Annotated in this window: 20 protein-coding genes, 1 tRNA gene and 1 pseudogene; 7 read left to right on the forward strand and 15 right to left on the reverse strand. The window is 65.6% G+C overall.

Annotation, left to right across the window (positions count from 1 at the left end; genetic code table 11):
• Position 1: 1 nt before the first annotated feature.
• The 3 genes from AADZ55_RS15875 to AADZ55_RS15885 are packed head-to-tail and all read right to left on the reverse strand — an operon-like array spanning position 2 to position 1,365.
• A complete protein-coding gene (locus AADZ55_RS15875) occupies positions 2 to 469 on the reverse strand; it encodes a DUF5130 domain-containing protein (RefSeq protein ID WP_207569053.1) in 468 nt (155 codons plus the stop codon).
• A complete protein-coding gene (locus AADZ55_RS15880; protein ID WP_085324457.1) occupies positions 456 to 689 on the reverse strand; it encodes a hypothetical protein in 234 nt (77 codons plus the stop codon). Before AADZ55_RS15880 ends, AADZ55_RS15875 begins: the two co-directional genes overlap by 14 nt.
• Before the next feature lie 34 nt (positions 690 to 723).
• Positions 724 to 1,365 carry an HNH endonuclease gene (locus AADZ55_RS15885; protein ID WP_085324545.1) on the reverse strand — a complete coding sequence of 214 codons (642 nt, stop codon included), beginning with the start codon at positions 1,363 to 1,365 and terminating at the stop codon, positions 724 to 726.
• Positions 1,366 to 1,507: 142 nt separating this feature from the next.
• Between AADZ55_RS15885 and AADZ55_RS15890 the strand changes: the two genes are divergently transcribed.
• The 3 genes from AADZ55_RS15890 to AADZ55_RS15900 all read left to right on the forward strand — a co-directional run bounded on the left by AADZ55_RS15890 (position 1,508) and on the right by AADZ55_RS15900 (position 4,141).
• The gene (locus tag AADZ55_RS15890; RefSeq protein WP_119184932.1) at positions 1,508 to 1,894 is read left to right on the forward strand and encodes a globin; all 387 of its coding nucleotides are present in this window, start codon (positions 1,508 to 1,510) and stop codon (positions 1,892 to 1,894) included.
• On the forward strand, positions 1,894 to 3,468 hold the full coding sequence (locus tag AADZ55_RS15895) for a glycoside hydrolase family 13 protein (protein ID WP_085324455.1): 1,575 nt from the start codon (positions 1,894 to 1,896) through the stop codon (positions 3,466 to 3,468). The genes AADZ55_RS15890 and AADZ55_RS15895 overlap by 1 nt, the downstream gene beginning before the upstream one ends.
• 76 nt (positions 3,469 to 3,544) lie before the next feature.
• The gene (locus tag AADZ55_RS15900; RefSeq protein WP_242670027.1) at positions 3,545 to 4,141 is read left to right on the forward strand and encodes a hypothetical protein; all 597 of its coding nucleotides are present in this window, start codon (positions 3,545 to 3,547) and stop codon (positions 4,139 to 4,141) included.
• 109 nt (positions 4,142 to 4,250) lie between these two features.
• Here the strand turns inward: AADZ55_RS15900 and AADZ55_RS15905 are convergent, their stop codons facing one another.
• The 5 genes from AADZ55_RS15905 to AADZ55_RS15925 all read right to left on the reverse strand — a co-directional run bounded on the left by AADZ55_RS15905 (position 4,251) and on the right by AADZ55_RS15925 (position 12,633).
• Complete coding sequence (locus AADZ55_RS15905; protein WP_085324543.1) at positions 4,251 to 4,913, reverse strand: hypothetical protein; 663 nt, start codon at positions 4,911 to 4,913, stop codon at positions 4,251 to 4,253.
• Positions 4,914 to 4,921: 8 nt separating this feature from the next.
• Positions 4,922 to 5,338, reverse strand: coding sequence for an acyl-CoA thioesterase (locus tag AADZ55_RS15910; RefSeq protein WP_085324454.1), 417 nt, complete (start codon positions 5,336 to 5,338; stop codon positions 4,922 to 4,924).
• Entirely contained in the window at positions 5,335 to 10,203 is a 4,869-nt protein-coding gene (locus AADZ55_RS15915; RefSeq protein ID WP_085324453.1) for an NAD-glutamate dehydrogenase, read from the reverse strand. Before AADZ55_RS15915 ends, AADZ55_RS15910 begins: the two co-directional genes overlap by 4 nt.
• Positions 10,204 to 10,361: 158 nt before the next feature.
• On the reverse strand, positions 10,362 to 12,038 hold the full coding sequence (gene ettA, locus AADZ55_RS15920) for an energy-dependent translational throttle protein EttA (RefSeq protein ID WP_085324452.1): 1,677 nt from the start codon (positions 12,036 to 12,038) through the stop codon (positions 10,362 to 10,364).
• Between the two features lie 79 nt (positions 12,039 to 12,117).
• Positions 12,118 to 12,633 carry a single-stranded DNA-binding protein gene (locus AADZ55_RS15925; protein WP_085324451.1) on the reverse strand — a complete coding sequence of 172 codons (516 nt, stop codon included), beginning with the start codon at positions 12,631 to 12,633 and terminating at the stop codon, positions 12,118 to 12,120.
• Positions 12,634 to 12,983: 350 nt separating this feature from the next.
• Here AADZ55_RS15925 and AADZ55_RS15930 point away from each other — a divergent pair, with 350 nt between their 5' ends.
• Positions 12,984 to 13,178: a hypothetical protein gene (locus tag AADZ55_RS15930; RefSeq protein ID WP_085324542.1), complete on the forward strand. Its 195-nt coding sequence runs from the start codon at positions 12,984 to 12,986 to the stop codon at positions 13,176 to 13,178.
• Between the two features lie 65 nt (positions 13,179 to 13,243).
• Positions 13,244 to 14,158 carry a sterol desaturase family protein gene (locus tag AADZ55_RS15935; protein ID WP_085324450.1) on the forward strand — a complete coding sequence of 305 codons (915 nt, stop codon included), beginning with the start codon at positions 13,244 to 13,246 and terminating at the stop codon, positions 14,156 to 14,158.
• Here the strand turns inward: AADZ55_RS15935 and AADZ55_RS15940 are convergent.
• The 4 genes and pseudogenes from AADZ55_RS15940 to AADZ55_RS15955 all read right to left on the reverse strand — a co-directional run bounded on the left by AADZ55_RS15940 (position 14,155) and on the right by AADZ55_RS15955 (position 21,173).
• Positions 14,155 to 16,536, reverse strand: a complete 2,382-nt coding sequence (locus AADZ55_RS15940; protein WP_085324449.1) for a glycerol-3-phosphate 1-O-acyltransferase — start codon at positions 16,534 to 16,536, stop codon at positions 14,155 to 14,157. The two genes, AADZ55_RS15935 and AADZ55_RS15940, sit on opposite strands and share 4 nt — an antisense overlap.
• Positions 16,536 to 18,209, reverse strand: a pseudogene (locus AADZ55_RS15945) (HAD-IB family hydrolase); the annotation flags it as partial. The pseudogene AADZ55_RS15945 and the gene AADZ55_RS15940, both read right to left, overlap by 1 nt.
• The gene (locus tag AADZ55_RS15950) at positions 18,206 to 19,681 is read right to left on the reverse strand and encodes a WS/DGAT/MGAT family O-acyltransferase (protein ID WP_085324541.1); all 1,476 of its coding nucleotides are present in this window, start codon (positions 19,679 to 19,681) and stop codon (positions 18,206 to 18,208) included. The pseudogene AADZ55_RS15945 and the gene AADZ55_RS15950, both read right to left, overlap by 4 nt.
• Before the next feature lie 226 nt (positions 19,682 to 19,907).
• Complete coding sequence (locus AADZ55_RS15955; protein ID WP_085324447.1) at positions 19,908 to 21,173, reverse strand: alpha/beta hydrolase; 1,266 nt, start codon at positions 21,171 to 21,173, stop codon at positions 19,908 to 19,910.
• Between the two features lie 186 nt (positions 21,174 to 21,359).
• Here AADZ55_RS15955 and AADZ55_RS15960 point away from each other — a divergent pair.
• Both AADZ55_RS15960 and AADZ55_RS15965 read left to right on the forward strand, forming a co-directional pair.
• Positions 21,360 to 21,433: transfer RNA gene (locus AADZ55_RS15960), tRNA-Arg, on the forward strand.
• A 75-nt stretch (positions 21,434 to 21,508) separates the two neighbouring features.
• Positions 21,509 to 22,279, forward strand: coding sequence for an enoyl-CoA hydratase (locus AADZ55_RS15965; RefSeq protein ID WP_085324446.1), 771 nt, complete (start codon positions 21,509 to 21,511; stop codon positions 22,277 to 22,279).
• A 22-nt stretch (positions 22,280 to 22,301) separates the two neighbouring features.
• Here AADZ55_RS15965 and AADZ55_RS15970 read toward each other — a convergent pair whose 3' ends face one another.
• Genes AADZ55_RS15970 through pdhA form a run of 3 tightly spaced genes read right to left on the reverse strand, consistent with a single transcriptional unit; the run spans position 22,302 to position 25,628 of the window.
• On the reverse strand, positions 22,302 to 23,483 hold the full coding sequence (locus tag AADZ55_RS15970) for a dihydrolipoamide acetyltransferase family protein (RefSeq protein ID WP_085324445.1): 1,182 nt from the start codon (positions 23,481 to 23,483) through the stop codon (positions 22,302 to 22,304).
• The gene (gene bkdB, locus AADZ55_RS15975; RefSeq protein WP_085324444.1) at positions 23,480 to 24,526 is read right to left on the reverse strand and encodes a 3-methyl-2-oxobutanoate dehydrogenase subunit beta; all 1,047 of its coding nucleotides are present in this window, start codon (positions 24,524 to 24,526) and stop codon (positions 23,480 to 23,482) included. The genes AADZ55_RS15970 and bkdB overlap by 4 nt, the downstream gene beginning before the upstream one ends.
• On the reverse strand, positions 24,510 to 25,628 hold the full coding sequence (gene pdhA, locus AADZ55_RS15980; RefSeq protein WP_085324443.1) for a pyruvate dehydrogenase (acetyl-transferring) E1 component subunit alpha: 1,119 nt from the start codon (positions 25,626 to 25,628) through the stop codon (positions 24,510 to 24,512). The genes bkdB and pdhA overlap by 17 nt, the downstream gene beginning before the upstream one ends.
• Positions 25,629 to 25,645: the final 17 nt, after the last annotated feature.

The raw sequence follows: 25,645 nt of genomic DNA on the forward strand, positions 1-25,645 counted from the left end.
ACTAGGCCGGCGCGATACCGGCGCTGAGCACGCGGATCGCGCTGACCAGCCCGTCAATCAGTTCGCCCTGCTCGAACGCTGCGGACGCGGCCGCGACCCCGAGCGGAGCCGCCGACTCGGCACCACGGCCCCGGACTTGCGAACCGTAGACCACCTCGATGGCGCACTGGTTGGGCGAGACCGCGATCAGCACGGCGTTGTCCGGGGTCGGCACCTTGGCCAGAATCTCTCGGGCCCGTGCGGCGGTGTCACTACCCAGTTCGCCCAGGTAGACGGCGAACCTCGCCTTGGACGCCCGCGACCCGTAGGTCAGCGCGTCGTCGACGGCGACGAGGTCGTTGATCGAGAATGGGTAATGCACGGACAGTTCCCCGGGCTCGGTGACCCCGGAGATCCGTCCACTGGTGGTCAGCACCCAGCCCTCGGGCAGCTCGGCGTGCTCGATCGTCGCAACATCACCATGTGCCACTGGCGCCACCTCCAACCGTGAAATCTGAAGCGTCGTGCCCATGCCCGCCGTGGGCGCTACCGACGACCTCGTCGGTGGCGGCCCACAGGATGGGCGGATGTGTCCATTGCTCCGACAGTTTGTAGGTCGCGGGATGCGGGCCCTTATGGGACCAGATCAGCACCGACAGCACGACCACCAACAACAACGGAATTCCGACAAAGAAGAGGTGGATCTCCATAGCGCTCACGAGCAAACCGTATCCCACCGAGTTTTCAGGCCGCACCCTCACCGAGGTATCGCGCCCAGGACGGGTCCAAGTCTTTGACCGTGGACAGCAACCGCCAATGCTGGCCGGTCGGCGGCAGCGGCGCACGGCGCAACGCCCAGCCAAGTTCGGTGAGCAGCTTGTCCCCCTTACGGTGATTACACGGCGAGCAGCACGCAACGCAGTTCTCCCACGAGTGGCTACCACCGCGGCTGCGCGGTACCACGTGGTCGACGGTGTCGGCCTTGGCGCCGCAGTAGGCGCAGCAGAAGCGGTCACGGTGCATCAGCGCGGCGCGGGTCATGGGGACCCGGGCCCGGTAGGGAACCCGGACGTAGGACCGCAGTTGGATCACCGATGGCACCACGATCGAGCGGGTCGCCGAGTGGATGACCGGCCCGGCTGGGTCGTCGTGCACCACGTCAGCCTTACCGCAGATGACCATGATGATGGCGCGGCGCATCGGCAACGCGGTAAGCGGTTCGTAAGTCGAGTTCAGCAACAGCACCCGCCGGCGATTCCAGATCGATGCGCTCTCGTGGCGGTTGGGCGGATGGGTGTCGACGCTGTGCAGGCATGCGGCGGGCCCGGTTACGCCTGCCGCGGCACCCGAACTGCGGTGGCCGCGGCGCTTCTTGCCGTGCGCCATAGATCCTCCGCGGAACAGTCCACCATGATTCGCGGCCAATCGCACGCCAAATGCCACGTCCACGCCGTGTCGCTCCGGTGAACAAACCGGGGGCCGGCAGGTCCGCCCCGGCAAATGGACCACAATGGAGGGGATGGATCAGATGCCAAAGTCTTTCTATGACGCTGTCGGCGGTGCCAACACCTTCGACGCGATCGTGTCGCGTTTCTATGCGCAGGTCGCCGAGGACGAGATACTGCGCCAGGTGTATCCCGAAGAGGATCTGGTGGCCGCCGAGGAACGATTGCGGATGTTTCTCGAGCAGTATTGGGGTGGCCCGCGAACCTACTCGGAGCGACGTGGCCACCCCCGGCTGCGCATGCGGCACGCCCCCTTCCGGATCACTCCCCTCGAGCGTGACGCCTGGTTGCGGTGCATGCACACCGCCGTCGCCTCCATCGACTCGAAGACACTCGACGACGAGCACCGTCGGGAGTTGCTCGACTATCTGGAGATGGCCGCCCACTCACTCGTCAACTCCTCGTTTTGATGGCCGGCCACATGAATGCGCCGTGGTGGTCGCGCGCGGTCTTCTACCAGGTCTATCCGCGGTCGTTCTCCGACAGCACCGGTGATGGAGTCGGCGACCTGGACGGACTGGCGGCCCGGCTTGACCACCTGCAACGGCTCGGTGTCGATGCGATCTGGATCAACCCCGTCACCGTCTCGCCAATGGCAGACCACGGATACGACGTCGCCGATCCCCGTGACATCGACCCGCTGTTCGGCGGTATGGCCGCGTTCGAACGGCTGATCTCGGCGGCACATCTGCGGGGCATCAAGGTCACCATGGACGTGGTGCCCAACCACACCAGCTCGGCGCACCCCTGGTTTCAGGCCGCACTGGCGGCCGCCCCGGGCAGCCCAGCACGGGAACGCTATTTCTTTCGCGACGGTCGCGACCCCGACGGCACGCTCCCGCCGAACAACTGGGAATCGGTGTTTGGCGGACCGGCCTGGACACGGGTGGTCGAAGCGGACGGCACTCCCGGCCAGTGGTATCTGCACCTTTTCGATACCGAGCAGCCCGATCTGAACTGGGACAACTCAGATGTCTTCGACGACTTCGAGAAGACGCTGCGCTTCTGGCTGGAACGCGGCGTGGACGGGTTCCGCATCGACGTGGCGCACGGCATGGCCAAGCCGGAAGGTCTGCCGGATTCGCAGGATCTTGGCATCGAGGTGCTGCACCACACCGATGACGACCCACGCTTCAACCACCCGGACGTGCACGCGATTCACCGCGGCATCCGGACGGTGATCGACGAGTACCCCGGAGCGGTGACCGTCGGCGAGGTGTGGGTGCACGACAACGCCCGGTGGGCGGAGTATCTGCGGCCCGACGAACTGCATCTCGGTTTCAATTTCCGGCTGGCGCGGATCGATTTCAACGCCGCCGAAATTCGCGACGCGGTGCGCAACTCGTTGGCCGCCGCGGCGATCGAAAATGCCACCCCCACCTGGACGCTGGCCAACCACGACGTGGGACGCGAAGTCACCCGGTATGGCGGCGGCGAGATCGGGCTGCGCCGGGCGTGGGCAATGGCGCTGGTGCTGCTTGCCCTGCCGGGTGCGGTGTTCCTCTACAACGGTCAAGAACTGGGCTTGCCGGACGTGGAGCTGCCGGACGAGGCGCTGCAGGACCCGACCTGGGAACGCTCGGGACATACCGAACGCGGTCGCGATGGCTGCCGGGTCCCGATTCCGTGGTCGGGCCAGGACCCCCCATTCGGGTTTTCTACGTGCGCCGACACCTGGTTGCCGATGCCGCCGGAATGGGCGGCGCTGACCGTCGAAAAGCAGCTCGCCGATGCCGACTCAACGTTGTCGTTCTTCCGGCGCGCGCTCCAACTACGCAGGGAGCGTGCCGAATTCGACGGTGGTGACATCGAGTGGCTCACCGCACCGCGCAGTGCGCTGCTATTCCGCCGCCCCGGCGGGCTGGTGTGCGCCCTCAACGCCGGCGACCGGCCGCTCGCACTGCCGGCGGGCGAGCTGCTGCTGGCCAGCTCGCCGTTGGTGGACGGCCGGTTGCCACCCAACGCCGCGGCCTGGCTGGTGTAGCAGGTAGGGGGATGGCCACGCGAGAGTCGTCGGTCGGCGCGGTAGCGCCGTCGGCGGTCAGCGATACCATCGGCCGATGTCGGATACTCCGTTTGTCGAACCCTATCCCGAGCAGGGTCCCCCGTGGGGGGTGCCCGCACCAGACCGGGACGGATCGTCGCAGTCGGCACCCCCAACGACTCCGCGATCGCCCGGGCGGTGGTCTATCCTGGCGACCCTAGCCGTTGCGGTCGTCGCGTTAGGCGTTGGCATCGTCGGGTGGTTCCACCCGCAACCGCACAGCGATCCAGTAGCGACTCCATCGGCGCCCACGTTCACCGACCAACAGGTTTCCGATGCGAAGGAACACGTCTGCGCCGCACACCGGATCGTGCGTCAGGCAGCCATTTTGAATACCAACCAAGCCAACCCGGTACCCGGTGACCCTACCGGTGATCTAGCGGTGGCGGCCAACGCACGCCTCGCGCTCTATAGCGGCGGCGACTACCTCCTGAGGCGTCTCAGTGCGGAGCCCGCGACGCCCGCCGAGTTGAGCGATGCCGTCCGCTCACTCGCAAACGCTCTACAAGCGCTTGCGCTGAACTATCTCGCCGGAACCCCCGATTCCGTCGTCACTCCCCTGCGGCTGGCACTGGAGGAAGACACCAGATCCGTCGATCCACTTTGCGTATGACTGCGACCCAGCGGAACCGAAATCCGGGTACGTCACCACCTGTTGCCCGATCCGCAACGGGCACTGTCACAGGCGATCCGGGCGGGATTCGATCTCGAATCGGTCGGCGTCACCGCAGCACCAGCGCCGCATGGCCGCGGCGCCGGTAAACCGAGCCGAAGCGGGCGTCGAGACGCAACCACGTCGGCAGGATCCGTACCCGGATCATCTCGTCCGCGTCGATCGCTTCCGGTGACTGCGGCAGGAAACCCATTGCGGTCAAAGCGAACACGCAGCGCATTGGCAGCCCCACGACGACGTCCGCCGAGCTGACCTGAACGACCTCCTGGTCGAGCAGCGAGACCGGCGGACCATGGGAGCTGCCGTGCTCCTTGGCCAGCCGCGCGCCACGCTGCGCCAGGTCCAGCACCACCCGGGCCGGTACGTCGTCAAGGTGGGTGAAGCCGGATTCCGGGGGTAACCCACCCCGCCACGCCGAGTCCATCGAGTAACCGGGATCGACATAGCCCGCGGCATCCATTATGGCCAAACCGTGCGCCAGTCCCGGTGCCCCCACCGACAGATCATCGGGTCGCACTTTGCCGGCCACCACCCGACTGGCCAGCACATCGAAACCCGTTGCTACCCAAGCCGATAGCAATCCGGCAGACCGTGCGCGTATTCGGATGACCGCGGCATCGTCGAGCCGCAGCGCGTGATCCACGAACGTGGCCAGATCCGCGCGCTGGGCCGGGTCGGGAAGCCACAACCCACGCTCGGCTCCGTCCCGGATTTCCTCCCCTATTCCCGTAGCCACCGTTGCAGGTACTCCCGATGATGTGGCGATAGTCGCACCAACCGCTGTTCCTCGATGTGGAACGCGGCCAGTTGTGACTCGGCGATGACGGCGGGCTTCGAAGCGAGCTCGGCGTTGACCGACCGCACCTCGTACCCAAGCGTGAAGTCGACCGCCCGCAGCCGCTTCACCCAGATCGTCACCTGCAGCGGCGAATCAGCCAACCGCAGTTGGCCCTTGTAGGTCACCCGGACATCGGCGATCAGCAGACCGGTGGAGGTGATGTCGGCGCCAAAAGCGTCCTTGAGAAACGGGACCCGCGCCTCTTCGAGAATCGTGACCATGGTGGCGTGGTTGACATGCTGGTACATGTCGATGTCGGACCAACGCACTCCCACCGGCGCGACGAACCCGACGCTCACCCCGAAATTCCTCGCCCGCTCGTTCGTGTCATGCGGCGGATCTGCCGCGCCGCCACTGACAGCGTCGCCAAATCCGTCTGACCACTGTCGCGGATGTCGTCGAGCGTCCGGCGCGCCCGCGCCACCCGGGAGGCGCTGAGGTGTTCCCACTCGGCGATCTTCTCTGCACTGCTCTCGTCGGGCTCCCCCACGGCTAGCACATCGAAGCACAACGACCGCAGCGCACCGTAGATGTCGTCACGAATCGCCAAGCGCGCCAACGAATGCCACCGATCGTTTCGGGGCAGATGGGACACCGCGGTCAGCAGGCTGTCGGTGCCCAGCCGGTCCATCAGAGCGAAATAGGTATCAGCGACCTCGGCTGCGTCGATGTCAGCGATGTCGGCGATGTCGATAATATCGAGCAGGCTGTAGCGGTATAGGCCGGTTGCGACCCGGTAGGCCAAGTCTTCTGCCACACCAAGCGATGCGAATTCCGCGGCCGTTTTTTCGACAATGGCCTTGTCGTCGCCACGCAACCACTCCGACATGCGCGGCGTCAGTGCTTTGACCATTGCTGCGAATCGGTTGATCTCGGCGCCGACGGCCAACGGCTGCGGACGGTAGTTGAGCAGCCAGCGCCCGGCACGGTCGATCAGCCGACGGGTGTCGAGCGTCAACCGGTCCGACAGCGCAACAGGCAAGTTCGCCGCACGGATCCGACGCCAAATGTGACCCACCCCGAAGATGGCATCGATGGCGACATAGGTGCGCACGGCGTCGATCGGCGTGACACCAACGTCTTCGGCGATCCGGAATGCATAAGTGATGCCGGCGGTGTCCACCAGGTCATTGATCAGCATGGTGGTGACGATCTCGCGGCGCAACTGGTGGGAACGGATCTCCGGGGTGAACCGTTCGCGCAGCGGCGTCGGGAAGTACCCGGGCAGCCTGGAGGCGAAGACATCCTGGTCCGGCAGCTCGGTGGCCAGTACCTCCTCTTTGAGCCCGAGCTTGACGTGCGCCATCAGGGTGGCGAGTTCGGGCGAGGTGAGCCCAATTCCGGCCTCGGAGCGCCGCGCGATCTCCTTCTCCGAGGGCAGCGCCTCCAATTCGCGGTTGACCCCCCGCTCGGCCACCAGGTACTTGATCTGCATCGCGTGCACCGGTAGCAGGCTGGCCGCGTTGGCGCGGCTGGTGCCCATCAAGTCGTTCTGATGTTCGTTGTCGGTGAGCACCAGCTGGGCGACCTCATCGGTCATCGACTCCAGCAGCTGTGTGCGTTCGTCGGCTCGAACCTTGCCCGCGCTCACCAGCGAGTCGATCAGGATCTTGATGTTGACCTCATGATCCGAGCAGTCCACGCCGGCCGAGTTGTCCAGCGCGTCGGTGTTGATCCGGCCGCCTGACAGGTCGAATTCGACGCGGCCCAATGCCGTAACTCCGAGATTGCCGCCTTCGCCAATGACTTTGGCGCGCACTTGGTTCGCGTTAACCCGTACCGGATCGTTGGCGCGATCGCCGACATCGGCGTCCGACTCGGACTCGGCCTTGATGTACGTGCCGATGCCGCCGTTGAAGAACAGGTCCACCGGCGCCTGCAGTATCGCCCGGATCAGGTTGGGCGGCGCCATCTCGACGACCCCGCCCTCGACCGAGCTCTCGATGCCGAGGGCGGCGCGGACCTGCGCGCTGACCGGGATGACTTTCTGCTCGCGGCTGTACACGCCGCCACCCTCGCTGATTAGGGATTTGTCGTAGTCGTTCCAGCTGGACCGAGGCAGCTCGAACATCCGCCGGCGTTCCGCCCACGACACCGCGGCGTCGGGGTTCGGGTCGAGGAAGACGTGCCGGTGGTCGAAGGCGGCGATCAGCCGGATGTGTTTGCTCAGCAGCATGCCGTTGCCGAACACGTCGCCGCTCATGTCGCCGATGCCCACGACGGTGAAGTCCTCGGTCTGGGTGTCGACCCCGATCTCCCGGAAATGCCGTTTGACGGCCTCCCAGGCTCCCCGGGCCGTGATGCCCATCACCTTGTGGTCGTAACCCACCGATCCGCCCGAAGCGAACGCGTCGCCCAGCCAGAATCCATAGGACTTGGCGACATCGTTGGCAATGTCGGAGAAGGTGGCAGTGCCTTTGTCCGCGGCCACCACGAGGTAGGCGTCGTCGCCGTCACGCCGCACCACCTCGGGTGGTGGGTTGACGCCTCCGGTCGCATGGTCGACGTTGTCGGTGACGTCGAGCAACCCCGAGATGAACAGCTGATAGCAAGCGACCCCTTCGGCGCGGGTGGCGTCGCGGTCGGTAGCGGGGTCGCCGGTTGGCAGCGACGGACGCTTGACGACGAAGCCGCCCTTGGCGCCGACCGGCACGATGACAGCGTTTTTCACCGCTTGCGCCTTGACCAGGCCGAGGATTTCGGTACGGAAGTCGTCGCGGCGATCCGACCAGCGCAGCCCACCCCGTGCTACGGGGCCGAACCTCAGGTGCACACCTTCAACGCGGGGTGAGTACACGAAGATCTCGAATTTGGGGCGCGGCAGCGGAAGTTCGTCGATCAGTTGGGCATTGAGTTTCAGCGCGAGCACGTCCTTGCTGCGAGCCGAATCCTGGCTTGTTACAAAGTAATTGGTGCGCAACGTGGCCTGAACCAGCGACGCGAAGGCACGTAGGATACGGTCGGTGTCCAGGCTCACCAGCGCGTCGATGTCCGCGGCGACAGCGGCCGCGGCAGCTTGGGCATCGCGGTTACTCGGCGATCCCGACGGCACCGGAACGAAAAGCGCTTCGAACAGATCGACCAAGGACCGAACGGTGGCGGGGTGCTCGTTGAGCACCGATTCGATGTAGGACTGGCTGTACGGGAAGCCCGCCTGTCGTAGGTACTTCGCGTAGGCACGCAGCAACACGACCTGCTGCCAGCTCAGCCCGGCGCGCATCACCAACTCGTTGAATCGGTCGATCTCGACCCGGCCATGCCAGATCGCGGTCACCGCCTCGGCGAATCGCTGCGCTGTGGCGTTCCGCTCGGCGACGGTCGAGGCCAGCGGGATGGTGGGATGCGGCGAGATCTTGAACTGATAGATCCACACCGGCAAGCCGTCCGGCCGGGTGACGGTGAATGGCCGCTCTTCGAGCACCACGACGCCCATGCTCTGCAGCATCGGGAGCAGCTGACTCAGCGAGGCGGTGCGTCCACCGAGGAACCAGGTCAGTTGCGCGACTCCCTGCTCGTCGCGTTCGGAGAACACCAGCTTGACCGAATCGTCGGTCAGCTCGGCGATGACGGCGATATCGCCAATGGCATCGGCCGGGGTCACGGCCTGCTTATAGGCCTCGGGGAAGGCGGCGGCGTAATGCTCGGCGTCGGCGTGTCCGACCGAACCGGTCGCTGCGGCGCCGATCAGCCGGTCGGCCCAGGTTCGCGCGGCTTCGGTCAGCAGGCCCTGGATCCGGATCCGGTTTGCTTCGGAGACATCGACGGGCGGGAAAGCGGTGCCCGCTCTGCCCGCCGCGCCTTCTTCGGGTAGGCGCACCATGAAATGCATGAGCGCCCAGGGTGATTCACTGACCCGAGCGGTGAACTCCAATCGCGTGCCCCCGAATTCGCGGACCAGGATGTCCTCGATCTGCAAGCGCACGGGGGTGGTGTAGCGATCTCGGGGTACATAGACCAGGCACGAGACGAAGTACTGCAGCCGATCCGCGCGCAGGAACAACAACGCCTGCCGTTGCGATCCGAGGTCGACCACGGCCTTGGCCATCGTCAGCAGCCGCTGGGCGCTCAGGGTGAACAGCTCTGGGCGCGGAACGGTCTGGATGACGTCGAGCAGCAGCTGGCCCGGGTGGCTCGGATCGCTTTCGGCCAGCGCGAGCGCCTCGCGAACCCGGCGCGAGATCGTCGGGATTTCCAGCACGTCCGCATTCATGGCGGCGACGCTGAAGAGCCCGACGAAGCGGTGCTCGACGACGCTGCCGTCGACGTATTCGCGGACCGCGATGGCATAGGGATAGGCGCCGTAGCGCAGGTAGCTGCCGACGCGCGCTTGGGCCAAGACCAACAATTTGTCCTCGTCGGTCAGCCGGGGGCGCGAACCAGTGCGGTCGCGTAGCACACCCATGCCGCTCGACCCCTCGCCGTAGACCGTCCCGTCAGCCACCCGGCACCGCTGGTAGCCCAGCAGCAGGAAGTTCCCGTCACCCAGCCAGCGCAACAGTTCCCCGACATCCTGGCGGTCAGGAGCCGAAAAGCGGCCGTCGGAATTGGCTTCGACTTCTCCCGCCAGCTCGCTCAGGGTGGCGCTCAGCGCCACGGCGTCAGTGGCGACGCGCTGGACGTCGGCCAGCACTTTGGGCAGCAGCAGTTCGACCTCGGCAAGCGCCTTGCTGTCGACGGAGGGCGAGAGCGCAACGTGCATCCAGGCCTCGCCCAGGTACGGCGAGGTACCGTCGGCTTTCGGTCGGACGCGCAGCAGTTCTCCCGTCGCGCTGCGGTGCACCTCAAACACCGGGGTCAGGATCGCCGTGTAGGGCACCCCGAGCCGGTGTAGCAGCACCGTGACCGAATCCATCAGCATGCTGCCGTGCTCTGTGACCACCTGCAGCGCGGGCCCGTACCCGGCGGGGTCCTCCGCCGGGTACACCGCGACACAGCTCTCACCGGCCGGCCGGTGAGAGCCAAGCCGGTAGTGTGCGCTCAGCATGGCCGGCGTCACCAGGGCAGCGGGAACCCGACCGGCTCCGGCGGCTTCCGACGAGTCGTCGCGCGGTCCTCGATAGCTGTCGATGTAGGCCTTCGAGATCCAGTCAGGAATGTCCAAACTCTGCGTGAACGTGGTCCACGCTTCGACGTCCTGCTGCTTAGCCTCGGGATCGATCGTCATGCCGATTGCTCCCAACTCACGACGGACACTGGCGCGCTGCTCAAAGCCCCCTCCTCAACGGCCGCGTCGACCGCATCGTCGCGGGGCGGTGCTCAATCGCCCCCCGTCCTCAGCGGCCGCGTCGGCCGCATCGTCGCGGGGCGGTGGCAGAGCTGACATTAGTCGCGCGTCAGCTTGCGGTGGGTAACCCTATGCGGACGCGCGGCTTCGACACCGAGTCGGTCGACCTTGTTCTCTTCGTAGGCACCGAAGTTGCCCTCGAACCAAAACCACTTGGCCTCGTTTTCGTCGTCACCCTCCCACGCCAGGATGTGTGTGCACGTGCGGTCGAGGAACCAGCGATCGTGCGAAATCACCACGGCGCAACCGGGGAAGTTCACCAGAGCATTCTCCAACGAGCCCAGGGTCTCGACGTCCAGATCATTGGTCGGCTCGTCCAGCAGGATCAGGTTGCCGCCCTGCTTGAGCGTCAACGCAAGGTTGAGCCTGTTGCGCTCGCCACCGGACAGCACCCCGGCCGGCTTTTGCTGGTCCGGCCCCTTGAACCCGAACGCCGACACGTATGCCCGCGACGGCACTTCGGTTTGCCCGACCTCGATGTAGTCCAGACCGTCCGAGACGGCTTCCCACACGGTCTTCTTCGGATCGATGCCCGCACGGGCCTGGTCCACGTAGCTCAGCTTGACGGTCTCGCCGACCTTGACGCTGCCGCTGTCCGGCTCCTCGAGCCCGACGATGGTTTTGAACAGTGTCGTCTTGCCGACCCCGTTGGGCCCGATGACGCCAACGATGCCATTGCGGGGCAGGGTGAATGACAGGTCCTTGATCAGGGTGCGTCCCTCGTAGCCCTTGTCGAGGTGGTCGACCTCGACCACCACCGAGCCCAGCCGGGGCCCGACCGGGATCTGTATTTCCTCGAAATCGAGTTTGCGGGTCTTCTCCGCCTCTGCGGCCATCTCCTCGTAGCGCTGTAGCCGCGCCTTGCTCTTGGCCTGGCGTGCTTTGGCCCCGGACCGCACCCAGGCCAACTCCTCGGTGAGCCGCTTCTGCAGCTTGGCGTCTTTGCGCCCTTGCACCGCCAGCCGCTCGGCCTTCTTCTCCAGGTAGGTCGAGTAGTTGCCCTCGTAGGGATATGCACGACCGCGATCCAGCTCCAGGATCCATTCGGCGACGTTGTCCAGGAAGTACCGGTCGTGGGTGACGGCCAAGATCGCACCGGCGTAGCCGGCCAGATGTTGTTCGAGCCACTGCACGCTTTCCGCGTCGAGGTGGTTGGTCGGCTCGTCGAGCAACAGCAGGTCGGGTTTGGATAGCAGCAGTTTGCACAGCGCGACGCGACGGCGCTCACCACCGGACAGGTTGGTTACCGGCTCGTCCGGCGGCGGACAGCGCAGCGCATCCATGGCCTGCTCGAGCTGTGCGTCGAGGTCCCAAGCGTCGGCGTGGTCCAGTTCCTCTTGCAGCCGGCCCATCTCCTCCATCAACTCGTCGGAGTAGTCGGTGGCCATCAATTCGGCAACCTCGTTGAAGCGGTCGAGCTTGATCTTGATGTCGCCCATGCCCTCTTCGACGTTGCCGCGGACGGTCTTCTCCTCGTTCAGCGGCGGCTCCTGCTGCAGGATGCCCACGGTGGCGCCGGTGGCCAGGAAGGCGTCGCCGTTGTTCGCCTTGTCCAGTCCGGCCATGATCCGCAAGACGCTCGACTTACCGGCCCCGTTGGGACCAACCACGCCGATTTTGGCGCCGGGGAAGAAGCTCAACGTGACATCGTCGAGGATCAGCTTGTCGCCGTGCGCCTTGCGGACCTTCTTCATCGTGTAGATGAACTCAGCCATGCCGGGGTGTTGCCTTTCTGGTCTTTCGGATTACCTCGCGGACCATCCTAGGCACCGCCGGACAGCGCCGAGTCGACCCCTAAGCCGACATGGGCAGCGGGTTGGGGCTAGCGGCGGCGTCCCCGACCGCCACATCGGGAACCGGGTCAACCGCGGAGGCTGGCACATCGGCGGCGCCGGCGACCCCGGACGCCCCCGTTGTCGTGGCCGCCGTGGGGTCATCGGCGCTCGGGCCGGTGTAGGCCGGCTTCTCGATGCGCACGATCACCCGCGACAAATCGGGCCCCACCGACGTCGCCCGCATCTGAAGCGACGAGCGACGTATGCCGTCACGGTCCTCGTACTCGCTGGTGTACACATGACCCACCACAATCACCGGTGCGCCCTTGCCCAACGCCGCGCCCACCCCGGTGACAAGCCTTCCCCAGCAGTTGACGGTAATAAACAGGGAGTTGCCGGGCTCCCAACCGCCGTCACTGGTGCGCCGGCGCGAATTGCTGGCCACCCGGAACCTAACCACCTCTTGGGCACCGACCTTGCGGCGCTGCAGATCGTTGACGATGTGACCGACCACGGTCAGTGATGTTTCGAACATTTGCTCTTTCCTTTCCTAGTTGGTTTCTGGTTGCGGGCAATCTCGGGCGCGTTAGCGAGTCGGCTACCGGGGAAATCCCCGCGAACGCCTAACCCGGTATCGACCGCTATTCACCCCGGCCGCACTGACAAGTGCGGCGACAAACCGTCGCCGCACGGTGCGCCTGTGGGTAACGGCGCAACTGTGGATTAGTGTGCGGGCGCTTCGAATCTTGGAAATCAGACCAAACCCCCCGCTCAGTATTCGCAAACGGCCCAATGGGGCGCGGCTACGGCGATAACATCCCGGTGACTGTGGCTTGCACCACGGCGATGTACCGCAACCAAAAGCGCCATCGAAGGAGCGACAAAATGAAGATTAAGAACCCAAGGAGGCTGCTAATTTGGCTCGCCGGCGCGGTGGTCACCGGGTTGTTCGTGCTTTTCGCGACGAGCTGCGTAGACCAGTTGGAACCGACTCCAATGCCGGAGATCGGATGCTCGGGCGAGCTGGCTCCCGCGCCGTCGTCGGAGGCTGCGGTCCCTTCGCCAAGGCACATCGCCTAGCCGGTTTGGGCGGCGCGACTCGTTCGGAGCCCCAGGTGAGCGGGGCTCGTGACAGTAGGTGATCTATGGCAGACCTCGTCCTAACGTTGCTGGTCGGGATACTGGTGTTGATGGGGATCGAGTTCCTCAGCTACCGCCTGGATAAGAACCCCACCCGGCAGCGAGTCGGCGTGTCAGCGCGTGACACCGCCACGAGTTTGTCGGTCTACGCCCTGGCGCGCGTCACCCGCCCGCTAGGCAAATTCACCGGGGTCCCGTTCGTCGTGCTTGCGGCGGCGCTGACACCGATACACCTGCCGGCAGCACAGTGGTGGGTCTGGGTGTCCGCGTTGGTGCTGACCGACCTGGCCTACTACGTCAAACACCGGATAGCACACCGCATTCGGTTTTTCTGGGCCGCACACAGCGTGCACCACTCCAGCCAGCACTTCAATCTATCGACGGGTTTGCGGACACCCTGGCTAGTCCCCGGGTGGTTCTTCCTGTCGGCGGTCGTGTACGTGCCGCTGGCACTCGTCGGTTTCCCGGTCTGGATGATCTTCGGTTGCCACGCCATCGTGATCTTCTACCAATACCCGATCCACACCGAACGGATCGACCGGCTGCCCAGGCCGATCGAATACCTGTTCAACACGCCGTCCCACCATCGTGTGCACCACGGCGCCAACAATCCCTACCTCAACAAGAACTATGGGGGCATCTTCATCGTGTGGGACCGGCTTTTCGGCAGCTACGCGGAGGAGGGTGAACCCGTCCGCTTCGGGTTGACAAAGAACATCGCTACCCACAATCCGATCAAGGTCAACTTCCACGAGTTCGCGGCAATGCTCGGTGACGTTCGCCGCTCACGGACGTGGCGAGGCCGCCTCGGCTACCTGCTGCGCCCTCCGGGATGGACCGAGGTGGCCGCACAACCCGCGAGCACGCCGGAGTCGGGGGTGCCCGGCCGTGCCGCGCAGTTGGCGAAAGCCCGCGGCTAGACGTCGCGATTGTCTTCGCAGCGCCCCTGACGCGCTTTGAACTCCCGGGCGATAAACTGATTGAGGGCGATCCGCTCGACGTAATCGAAATCCCGCAAAATGTTCCGCAACTCCCGCCGGAAAGCGATCCTGCGTTCGGCGAGATCTGCCGCCGGCGCTATTAAATCTTGATCGACGGCAACCTGGCGTGCGGTGGCGAACAGCAGCGTCGATACCGGTTCGCTGCTGCGGACCCGGCCCTGTGCCACATACTGACGGCCGACCCCGAGCGCCAACTCCGTCAATTCCTTTTGATCGATGTGCGCTGGAGCATCGCGCAACACGTCAGCGACGATCTCGTAGGCCTCGAAGAAGACCCGCAGCATCGCGTCCGACATCAGCGGTCGCTTGGCATACAGCATCGCGTCGATCTCGTCGCCCCCGGCTCCAAGATGATCTTCCCAACGTTCGTGCCACGCCATCTCTTCGGCGATGTTGGCACGAAACGCCGTGGAATCCGCGAAATAGAAGTCAAACTTCAGCAGGTCCCGCAGCCGCATCGCCTGGGTCCAGAAAGCCGCGACGCGGTCTCCTTCGGCGTGCTTTGCATGGGCCAGTGCCAGCTCGACGATCGAGGTCTCCAAAAATGCGTGGATCACCGAGTTCCGGTAAAACGCCGCTGCGTGTTCGTCGTCAGGCGCTATGTACCACACCGGCTCCCGACCGCTGTCAACCCGGGTGACCGGATGTCCGTTGGACAACGCATCCACCGCAGCGCGGACACCTTCGCGCGAGCGCAGCCGCAACGCGCTGGTCGAAATCGGCGTTTGTTTGCGCTCGAGGTAGTCGAGTGAGTCCTGCAACGTGTGATGCAGCTGATCAAGCGTCAACGCGGTCCCGCGGGTGGTGAGCAGCAGCGCGGACACCAAACCCGTCGCGGTCACCGGCGTAGCCTGCAAAATCCTCCAGGCAACCTCGAACGACATCTTCTGCAACGCAAGCCGTTTCGCAGCCCGATCATGGGTCAGCTCGCCGCGCGGTGCGCCGAGGTACTGGCGCATCGAGACCGCTTCGGGGAAGCGGATGTAGATCTTTCCGTAGTTGCGCTCACCCTGCGCCTTAATGAACTTGTAGAGCCAGCGCAAGCCCTCGGGTGTCTTCTCGGCGCCGCGCGCGTAGGCGGCGTACTCGGTGATCTCGTGCAGCTGGTCGAAACAGATCGAAACCCCTTGCAACAGGATGTCGTCGCTGCGGCCGTCCAGGTAGGCGTCGGCCACGTAGCTCGTCAGGCCGAGCTTGGGCGGCAACATCTTTCCGGTGCGCGACCGGGTGCCCTCAATGGACCAGCTGAGATTGAACCGCTTTTCGACGACGTAACCCACGTACTCCTTGAGCACGTACTTGTACAACGGGTCGCCGCCGATGTTGCGCCGGATGAAGATCATCCCCGAGCGCCGCATCAGGGGTCCCATCACGCCGAATGACAGGTTGACGCCGCCGAACATGTGCACCGGCGGTAGCCGGTTGTCCTGCATGGCCACCGGTACCACCGCGCCGTCGATGTAGGACCGGTGTGAGAACAGCAGGACCGCTGGATGAGATTCCAGCGCGGCGCGCATAGCTGCGACCTGATACTCGTCGTAGTCGAATTCCGGATCGAATCCGCGGCTGAGCAGCCTGCCGAGGACGGAAATCAGGTCTACCGACACCTGGCTCCACCCAGTGGAGAGTTCGTCGAGCATGTTCCCGGCTTCCTCGATCGTGGCGCCGGGGATCTGTTTCAGGCCGGCCCGAAATCGTGCGGACGCCAACATCTCTGGCTTCACCAGCCGGGGAGACTTATATTGCGGTCCAAGGATCCGGTACTCGGCGCGCGCCAATGCCAACAGCGCTCGGCGGGTGACGAACTGGGCGAAATCGCGCTTGCTCTCTGCGACGGTGGTGTCGCGCCACTGCTGGCGCAGTTCGGACACCTTCGCCGACTCGCCGGCCACCACCCGCGCGCGCCGGGGATCGGCGCGCAGGATGCGACGCTGCTGACGTTGGTTGGGATGGTAGGGATCCCGGCCCGGGAGCAGCGCGGCCACCTTGCCGGCCCTGCTGCGATCGGCGGGAGGAAGCCAGAACACCCGGACCGGAACAATCGAACGATCCTCGCGGGATTCCGGGCTGGATGCGGGGTCGAAGTCGAGCTGCTCGACAAGCGCCGTCAGCGCCGCCGGCGGCGCACTGCGGGGTGGCAGCTTCAATACGTCGATCTTCGCCTCGGGATTGCGGGCACGCTGCTGGCCAAGCCAATCCATAACCAGCTGCACTTCGACCGGCGACTCCATGGACGCCAGCACCAGCGTGTCTTCAGCGGTGAGGACCGCGCTGGTATCGGCCACCGGTTTTGTCACGGCCGTCCTCTGGGTGTGGAACTCTTGCGCGCGGCCGTGGATTTTGTTGCCTTCTTCGCGCGCGCAGTTGCGGCCTTTTCTGCGGCGGTCTTGGGCGGCTTCTTTTCCGCGGTGCTCTTGGCGGGGCGCGACCTGACTCGTCTCGCGGCTTTCCGCTCTGCGTACAGGTCGACCTCGGGTAATCCATCGACCGGCCAATCCGCGAGCGTGTCCAGATACAGCTGGCGCACCTCGGCGATGCGATCGGGCAGCGTTTCCAGGGTCCATTGGTCCACGGAAATCGGCGGAAACACCGCGACGTCGACCGTACCTGGGTTGATCGTGGTGGAATTTCGCGAAGCGACAATCTCCGCGTTGCGGATCACGATCGGCACGATCGGGATCTTCGCTGCCATGGCGATGCGGAAGGGCCCCTTCTTGAACGGCCCGACTTCGGTGGTGTCCAGCCGGGTGCCTTCGGGGGCGATCACGATCGACAGACCGTTGCGGGCCCGCTCCTCGACGGTATGCAGTGTCTGTACCGCGGCGACCGGATCGTCTCGGTCGACGAACACTCCGTCCAGCAATTTGCCGAGCGTGCCCATGAACGGGTCGCTTTCCAATTCCTTCTTGCCCACCCCGACCCAGTTGTCGCGCACCAGCGCACCGGCAATGACCGGGTCAACCTGGTTGCGGTGGTTGAAGATAAAGACGGCGGGACGCGCAGCGGTCAGATTCTTTTTTCCGATGACGTTCAGATGCACGCCGCTGGTCGCCAGCAGCAGCTGCGAGAAGGTGGAGGTAAAGAAGTTCACGCCACGGCGCCGGCTACCGGTCAGCACGCCAATCCCTACCGCACCGGCCGCGACCGGGAACATGGTGCTGAAACCGGCTAGTGTCCGCAACTGCCGCCGGATGCCCACACCGCCACGACTATTGAACTTCAAAATCGGCCAGCCGCGTCGCTTCGCGACGGCGGCCATCTTGCCTTCCGGGTTGGTCGGCCGCGGATTGCCCACCAAATACATCAAGGCGACGTCCTCGTCACCATCGGCGTAGAAGTAGCTGTCTTTAAGAGCGATGTCGTTCTCGGCCGCAAAGCGTTGCACCGCAGCGGCTTTGCCGGGACCCCACAAGATCGGTTTCAGCACGCCACCGGTGAGCAACCCATCGTCGTTGGTCTCGAACTTGTTGGTGAGCATGTTGCTGATCCCCAGGAAACGTGCGACCGGGCCAACTTGGATGGTCAACGCCGACGAGCTGAGCACCACGGTGTGACCGCGCGCCACGTGAGCCCGGACCAGCTCACGCATTTCCGGATAGACCCGGGACTCGATCCGCTGGGCGAACAACCGCTCACCGATCTCCTCCATGTCGGTCAAAAGCCGCCCGGCCAGCGCCGAAGCGGCCTTTCCGATGAGATCTTCGAACTCGATCCGCCCGAGCCGATGGTTCAGTCCAGCCTGAACCATACCGAGCAGCTCGCCCACACCCATATCGCGGCGCCGCAGTCGCTCCTGGGTGAGGATGACGGCCGTGAAGCCGGCGACCAGCGTGCCGTCCAGGTCGAAGAAGGCACCGACCTTCGGGCCGGCGGGGCTGGCGAGAATCTCGGCTACCGAGCCGGGCAGGCGCAAGTCGGGCGCCGACTTGCGCGCCCCGCGCCCGTCGGCCTGCTCTTCGGCGGCGCTCATGAGCCCGACACCGATCGAGGCACCGAACCGGCCGCCTGGGCGCCAAACGAAGCCGGCACCGCGCGCGGCGCCGGATCACCAGCCAGCGCAAGGATCTCGTCGAAACCCTCCAACAGGCACCGGGCGAACAATTCGTCGTTTCGCACCGACGCCCTGTCGTAGCGCACCGTAATGGTGCACCACCCGCCCCGGGAAATCAGCACCACCATCATCGCCACACCGGGCAAGGGTCCAATACCGTACTGCCGCAATATCTTCGCACCGGCGAGGTAGGTGTCAGCCGGGTAGACCGGAACATTGCTGGCCTGAACGTCGGAGCCAATCACCGAACCGGTGATCCCCTCCAGCACGGCTGTCGGCAAGATACTCAGCACCGGTGCGATGGAACCGACGATGTTCATCGCGGGCTCGTCGCGACGCTGGGTCATCTGCGCCCGGATCTTCTTCATCCGCGCCACCGGATCGACGGTCCCTACCGGCGCCGCCAAGTTGACACCCGTGAACTGGTTGCCGCCGCCCGCATCACCTTCGGCCCGCAGGTTCACCGGCACCGCCATCGGCAGTGTGCTGATCGGCATGCCCAGGGCCTCGTGGTAGCCGCGCAGCGCACCACACAGACCCGCGAGGTAGGCATCGTTGATCGACCCGCCACCGGCCTTTGCGGCCTTGTGCAGGTCGGAGAGCCGGATGTCGATGGCCTCGGTACGGGTGGTCAGGCTGCGCCTGCGCAGTAGCGGCGAGGGCTCGGCGGGGCGGTTTAGCACCCGCATGCCGGACATGGCGTAACTCAAGATTCCCGATACGGTGGACACCGGTTCCAGGACCGCCCGCCCAGCCATCGATACCGCCCCGGACACTGCGTCCAGGACACCGCCGACTAGGGCGATCGGCAAGTGGTTGATGCCCTGTCGCATCAGGTCGTTGGGCGACAGATCCTCCGGAATGGGTTGCGGCGGCGTCGGCCTGGGCGGTGGATCGGGCTCGAGGTCATAGATCTGCGCGAACATTTCCACACCGCCGACGCCGTCGGTGACCGCGTGGCTGACGTGCAGCAGCATCGCGGCTTTGCCGTCTGCCAAACCCTCGACCAGGGTGGCCGTCCACAGTGGGCGCGATATGTCCAGCGGAGACTGCAAGATCACCTCGGCGAGATCGAATGCCTCACGCAACGTGCCGGGCCCGGACACGCGTACCCGACGCACATGGAAATCCAGGTTGAAGTCCGGGTCCACCACCCAGCGCGGTGCCGCGGTCGGCAGGGTCGGCACCACGACCTTCTGCCGCAGCCGCAACACCCGCCGCGACGCGCTTTCGAATCGGGTCCGGAAGCGGTCCCAGTCCGGCGTCGCGTCGAGGAGCTCCAGCGCCATGATCCCCGAACGAGTCCGTGGATTTGCCTCGCCCCGATGCATCAAATAGTCGAGGGGCCCAAGCTCGTCGGACAACCCAGGGGAATCGCCGGACTCAGCCATGATCACGGCCCCACGCGGGCCGGGTACCTCGACGCGCCAAATCTGTCACCGCCGATCAACCTCCTGCCTCCGACCCGCCACAACCAGCACCATAGTGCCAACACAACGCTAGTCCGCTTGGCGCGGTGGTGAAAGCCGGTCGCGGGCTGCGTTCCGATCGGCGCACCGGTGCCGCGGCCACGACGACGAAAGCTCGTGCTGGGCAGCCCAGTTGAAACAACCAGGCTCAGCTGGCCGGCGACGCCGAAAGCGCCAGCGGACCCACCCGAGCGCCAATGCGTCGCCCGTAGACCACACCCAAAAAGTCCGAGACGGCATCGGCGACCATCCGCGATCGGACGGTGGCCGCGAGGTCGAACGCGTGGTGGGCGTTGGGGAGTTCAGCGTAGGACACCGTCGAGGCGCCGGCGTCGCGCAGCGCCGCGCTAAAGGCGCGGGATTGTGCGCTGGGCACCATAGGATCCTTCTCCCCGTGCAACACGAAGAACGGCGGAGCGCCGCCGTGTGCGTGTGAAATCGGCGACGCCGCCCTGAACAAATCCGGGTTGTCGACGTAGCGGCTGCGCATCACGAAATGCTCCAAGAACGGCATCATCATTTCGTGCATGTTCTCTTCGCTGGTGAGGTCGTAGACGCCGTAGTAGGGCGCCGCCGCTTGGACCGCCGTGTCGGCGCTCTCGAAGCCGGGCTGAAGCGCCGGATCATTCGCCGTGAGCGCGGCCAGCGCGGCTAGGTGCGCGCCGGCAGACCCGCCGGTGATCGCGATGAAATCGGGGTCGCCACCGTAGTCGGCGATATTCTCGCGAACCCACGCAATCGCCCTCTTCACGTCGACGATGTGGGCCGGCCACGCGCAACGCGGGCTCTTGCTGTAGTTGATCGAGACGCAGATCCAGCCGAGCTCCACCATCCGGCTCATCAACGTGTACGCCTGCGGGCGTTTGCCGTTGATGGCCCACGCCCCTCCGGGGACCTGGATTAGGATCGGCGCCCGGCGGCCGGGTGCCAAATCGGGACGCCGCCAGATGTCGAGTAGGTTCTCCCGGCCACCCGGCCCGTACGGAATGTCCGAGGTCTGTGCCGCGTACCGGCGATGGGGTCCGGGAATTTGCGGCAGGTGTAGCAGTCCGCTGCGGCGTGCGGCGTCGGACTGCTCACCGCTCGGATGCCACACCAGGTCACGGAAGTCTGGGCCGAACGCATCCTTGAGCGCCGCGGTGAGGACTTGATCCGCCCGCTGCGCCGCCCACGTGGTGGCGACCCGACAGATTGACGGCGGAGATATGCGGGACAGCGCATGCCCGGTCACGACGCGGGCCGGAAACTCCGCGGACAGCCAGCCCGCGACCCAACCAATGGCGCACGGTGATCCACGAAGCAGCAGGGCGCCGGTCCGGCATGTGTCTCTCGCTTCGGCCGCCAGCTGCGCTCCCTGCCGCAATGCCTCGGCACCGGCCCGCGAGCACCGCGAAGTCACACTGGCGATGCACATAACAAAGCCCACCCCTCGACGTCAGGCACACGCGTCGTTGCGGTAAACGGCTGGTTGCCAACCGATGTTGTACGTGTGTCGAGGATCACACAATAACGGATAATTGGCGCAGCCGAAGACCTTTCGCGCGCTTTGTGTCGCGCGGCACCGTTGACTGCCGCGGTTAGATAGACTGACCTGCGCATTGCCTCCGTAGCTCAGGTGGATAGAGCAAGGGCCTTCTAATCCCTAGGTCGCACGTTCGAGTCGTGCCGGGGGCACTGAAGTTGAAACACCCGTTTCCTCTGCGACGTCAGTGACGTGAGTGAGCAAACCCGCAACCACGGAGGTGCCCGATGGCCCAACCCGACCCGGTCCTATTCAGCATCGCCGACCGCGTCGCGCTGATCACCGTGAACGACCCGGATCGACGTAACGCCGTCACCGAAGAGATATCGGCACTGTTGCGCGAAGCAGTGGAGCGCGCCGAAACCGACCCCAATGTGCACGCGGTCGTCGTCACCGGGGCGGGCAGGGCCTTCTGCGCCGGAGCCGACCTGAGTGCGCTGGGCGCTGGGGTCGGCGGCGAGGCCGAGCCGGGTTTGCTACGGCTCTACGACGGCTTCATGGCGGTGGGCGATTGCAGCCTGCCGACCATCGCGGCGGTCAACGGCGCCGCCGTCGGAGCCGGGCTGAACCTGGCGCTGGCTGCCGACGTGCGCATCGCCGGGCCCGCAGCGATGTTCGACGCCCGTTTCCAGAAGCTGGGCATCCACCCCGGTGGGGGTGCGACCTGGATGCTGCACCGGGCGGTCGGCCCACAGGTCGCCCGGGCAACCTTGCTGTTCGGCATGCGCTTCGACGCCGAGGCGGCGGTAGCGCATGGGTTGGCACTGCGGGTCGCCGAGGATCCCGTGGCCGCCGCGCTCGAACTGGCCGCCGGACCCGCCGCCGCCCCGCGTGAGGTCGTGCTGGCAACCAAAGCCACCATGCGCGCCACCGCAAGCCCGGGGTCACTCGACAATGAGCACCACGAACTCGCCAAGCGCACCGAGTTGGGCCCGCAGGCCCGATCGATCCAGTCACCGGAGTTCGCCGCCCGATTGGCGGCGGCACGACGCAAGTAGCAGCTACCGCGACGCCCTCAACCTAGAGGTCCAACAACGCGGTCTCGGGCGACTCGATCAGATCCCGCAGCTCGCACATGAACTGGGCGACCTGGGCACCGTCGACAACTCGGTGGTCGAACACGCAGGTCAGCGTCATCGTTGGCCGGACAACAACGGAGTCGGCGACGGCCACCGGGCGCGGTTTGATCGCGCCCATCCCCAGGATTGCCGCTTCGGGGTGATTGATCACCGGCACACCGTCGTCTACGCCCAGAGCACCGAAGTTCGACACCGTGAACGTCGAACCGCGCAGCTCCGCGGGGGTCAGGGTGCCTTCACGGGCACCGGCGATCAATTCAGCTGCGCGGCCGGCAAGTTCGCGGGTGTTCTTGCCCTGGGCGTCAGTGACCACCGGAACCAGCAACCCACGCTCGGTGGCCACACCGAAGCCCAGATGCACCTCGTGATGGACGTGTACCTGCGGACCTTCGGCCGAGTCGACCCACGTTGAGTTGAGAATCGCATTGTGTTTCAACGCAATAACAAGCAGCCGCAAGGTCAGAACGAACGGCGAGATCTCGGGCACCGCCGAACGGAACCTATCGCACAGCCGCAGCAATTCGGCACACACTACCTCAACGCTGGCCTTTGCAGCCGGGATTTCTTTGTGGGACAACGTCATTTTCTCGGCCATCCGCGCGTGCACACCGTGGACCGGTCGCACGTCTGGCCCGGCTTGGGGGGCGCCGGGAGCGGCGGCCAGCACGTCCGCCCGGGTGATTACCCCACCCGAGCCCGACCCGGGCCGCAGCGCGGCCAGGTCGACCGCCAGCTCCTTGGCCAGCTTGCGCACTACAGGTGCGGCCAGCGGCCGGCTTGGCCGTCTGCTGGTTTCGGCGCCCGCGTCGGCACCGTAGCCGACCAGCGTGGGTACCGCCCCCTCACCGTTGGGTGGCGCGACCAGCGAGGGTCCAGTGTCGATCCGAACCAACACCGCGCCCACCTGGAGCACATCGCCCTCGGCGCCGCCCCTTTCGACGATCCGTCCGGCGTAGGGGCTTGGGATTTCGACCTCGGCCTTGGCCGTCTCCACCGAGCACAGCGTCTGGTTGATCTCCACCTCATCGCCGACGGCGACGCGCCAGCACGTCACCGTCACCTCCTCGAGTCCCTCTCCGAGGTCGGGGACCCGGAAGGACCGGATGCCGTCGTCACCGCTCATGGCTGACGCAGCGCCCGCTCGACGCAGTCCAACAGCCGATCGGGCCCGGGTAGCCACCATCGCTCCAACCGCGCAGGCGGGTAGGGCGTGTCAAATCCGCAGGCACGCAACACCGGAGCCTCCAGTTCGTAGAACATCTCCTCCTGGATACGCGCGGCCAAATCGGCACCGTAGCCGAGGCTTCGTGGCCCCTCATGCATCACGACACAACGCCCGGTGCGGTGGATCGACGCGGCGATGGTGTCGATGTCCAGCGGGACCAACGATCGCAGATCGATGACTTCCAGGCTCCAATCGTGCTGTTGCTCAGCATCGTCCGCGGCCGACAAGGCGGTGCTTACCAGGCTTCCGTACGTCACGACGGTCACGTCGGTGCCGGGCCGGCGCACTATTGCCTGGCCGATCTGCGGTTCCGGCTGACTCGTGTCGACCAGCCCGCGGCCGTGGTAGCGGCGCTTGGGCTCCAGGTACATCACTGGGTCCGGGCAGGCGATAGCGTGGCGCAGTAGCCAGTAAGCGTCCCCGGGTGTCGACGGCACCACCACCTTGAGGCCCGCGGTATGCGCCCAGTATGACTCGGTGGAGTCCGAATGATGTTCGGCCGCACCGATACCGCCGAACGACGGGATCCGGACGGTCACCGGCATGTTCACCTCGCCGCGGGTGCGAGTCCGGTACTTGGCCAGGTGGCTGACCACTTGGTCGAAAGCCGGGTATGAGAAGCCGTCGAACTGAATCTCTGGCACCGGCACAAAGCCGCGCAGCGCCAGTCCGACGGCGATCCCGATGATCGCGGACTCCGCCAGTGGCGTGTCGAAACACCGGTCTGCGCCGAATGTTTCGGCCAGTCCCTCGGTCACCCGAAACACCCCACCCTCGACCGCGACATCCTCGCCGAACACCAGTACCCGCTCGTCGGCCGCCATCGCGTCATGCATCGCGCGGTTGAGCGCCTGCACCATGGTTAACGGTTGCCTGATATTGGCCACCGCCGCCGCGAGTGTTTCGTCGGTGCGGGTCGGCCGGTCAGCGATTTGAGTCATGCCCGCCTCCTTGGTCGGTCCGGGCCAGTTCGGCGCGCAGCTGTTCGCGCTGCGCCTGCAACCCGGGTGTGATTTCGGCGTACACCATGGTGAACACGTCATCGACGTCGAAGTCAGGCGCATCGAAGACCGCGTCGCGCAGCTCGGCCCGCATTCGTTTCGACCGGGCCGTCACCCGTTCGTCCAGGCGCTCCGACCACAGGCCCTGGCCTTGTAAGTAGGTGCGGTAGCGGGGAATCGGGTCCAGCGCGAGCCAGCGGTCCACATCCTCGGCGCTGCGGTACCGGGTCGGATCATCGGCAGTGGTGTGCGGACCAAGGCGGTAGGTGACGGCCTCGATTAGCGTTGGACCGTCGCCGGCCCGGGCCCGGGCGGCAGCTTCGGCCATCACCGCGTAGCATGCCAGCACGTCGTTGCCGTCCACCCGGATGCCCGGCATCCCGTAGCCAACCGCCTTGTGCGCGATAGAGGGTGCGGCGGTCTGCTTGGATACCGGCGTCGAGATCGCCCACTGGTTGTTCTGCACGTAAAACACGCACGGCGTGGTGAACACCGCCGCGAAATTGAGCGCCTCGTGCACGTCGCCCTCGCTGGTGGCACCGTCGCCGAGGAAGGTCACCGTCACGGAGTTCTCGCCGAGGCGTTGCGCGGCCATCGCCGCACCCACAGCGTGCAGGGTCTGGGTGCCGATGGGAACCGACATCGGTGCGCAGCACTTCTTGGTGAATTCCAGACCGCCGTGCCAGGTTCCGCGCCAGGCGGCCCCCACATGGCCGGGGGGGATGCCGCGCACCAGATAGACGCCCAATTCTCGGTATTGGGGGAACAACCAGTCGGTCTTGCGTAGGCAGGCCGCCGCGCCGACCTGCGCCGCTTCCTGCCCCCGACAAGGCGTGTACAACGCCAGCTGCCCCTGGCGCTGCAGATTGACGAATTCGGTATCCAGCTCGCGGGCGATGACCATCATCTCGTAGAGCCAGCACAGCGTCTCCTCGGGGAGGTCACGACCGTACTGGCATTGGGCCGTCGGCGTGCCGTCCGGGCCGACGAGTTGCACCGGCTCAAGTTCGACAGTCATCGGCACCTGGGACCTACCGCCCATTCCGCCTCCTCAGCTCG

It is taken from the genome of Mycobacterium decipiens, from assembly GCF_963853665.1.
GTDB lineage: Bacteria > Actinomycetota > Actinomycetes > Mycobacteriales > Mycobacteriaceae > Mycobacterium > Mycobacterium decipiens.

Bases quoted from the DNA above. Each gene is read 5' to 3' on its own strand.
- AADZ55_RS15880 (WP_085324457.1), bottom strand. From the start codon at position 689: ATGGAGATCCACCTCTTCTTTGTCGGAATTCCGTTGTTGTTGGTGGTC.
- AADZ55_RS15885 (WP_085324545.1), bottom strand. From the start codon at position 1,365: ATGGCGCACGGCAAGAAGCGCCGCGGCCACCGCAGTTCGGGTGCCGCG.
- AADZ55_RS15890 (WP_119184932.1), top strand. From the start codon at position 1,508: ATGCCAAAGTCTTTCTATGACGCTGTCGGCGGTGCCAACACCTTCGAC.
- AADZ55_RS15895 (WP_085324455.1), top strand. From the start codon at position 1,894: ATGGCCGGCCACATGAATGCGCCGTGGTGGTCGCGCGCGGTCTTCTAC.
- AADZ55_RS15900 (WP_242670027.1), top strand. From the start codon at position 3,545: ATGTCGGATACTCCGTTTGTCGAACCCTATCCCGAGCAGGGTCCCCCG.
- AADZ55_RS15915 (WP_085324453.1), bottom strand. From the start codon at position 10,203: ATGACGATCGATCCCGAGGCTAAGCAGCAGGACGTCGAAGCGTGGACC.
- ettA (WP_085324452.1), bottom strand. From the start codon at position 12,038: ATGGCTGAGTTCATCTACACGATGAAGAAGGTCCGCAAGGCGCACGGC.
- AADZ55_RS15925 (WP_085324451.1), bottom strand. From the start codon at position 12,633: ATGTTCGAAACATCACTGACCGTGGTCGGTCACATCGTCAACGATCTG.
- AADZ55_RS15930 (WP_085324542.1), top strand. From the start codon at position 12,984: ATGAAGATTAAGAACCCAAGGAGGCTGCTAATTTGGCTCGCCGGCGCG.
- AADZ55_RS15935 (WP_085324450.1), top strand. From the start codon at position 13,244: ATGGCAGACCTCGTCCTAACGTTGCTGGTCGGGATACTGGTGTTGATG.
- AADZ55_RS15950 (WP_085324541.1), bottom strand. From the start codon at position 19,681: ATGGCTGAGTCCGGCGATTCCCCTGGGTTGTCCGACGAGCTTGGGCCC.
- AADZ55_RS15955 (WP_085324447.1), bottom strand. From the start codon at position 21,173: ATGTGCATCGCCAGTGTGACTTCGCGGTGCTCGCGGGCCGGTGCCGAG.
- AADZ55_RS15965 (WP_085324446.1), top strand. From the start codon at position 21,509: ATGGCCCAACCCGACCCGGTCCTATTCAGCATCGCCGACCGCGTCGCG.
- AADZ55_RS15970 (WP_085324445.1), bottom strand. From the start codon at position 23,483: ATGAGCGGTGACGACGGCATCCGGTCCTTCCGGGTCCCCGACCTCGGA.
- bkdB (WP_085324444.1), bottom strand. From the start codon at position 24,526: ATGACTCAAATCGCTGACCGGCCGACCCGCACCGACGAAACACTCGCG.
- pdhA (WP_085324443.1), bottom strand. From the start codon at position 25,628: ATGGGCGGTAGGTCCCAGGTGCCGATGACTGTCGAACTTGAGCCGGTG.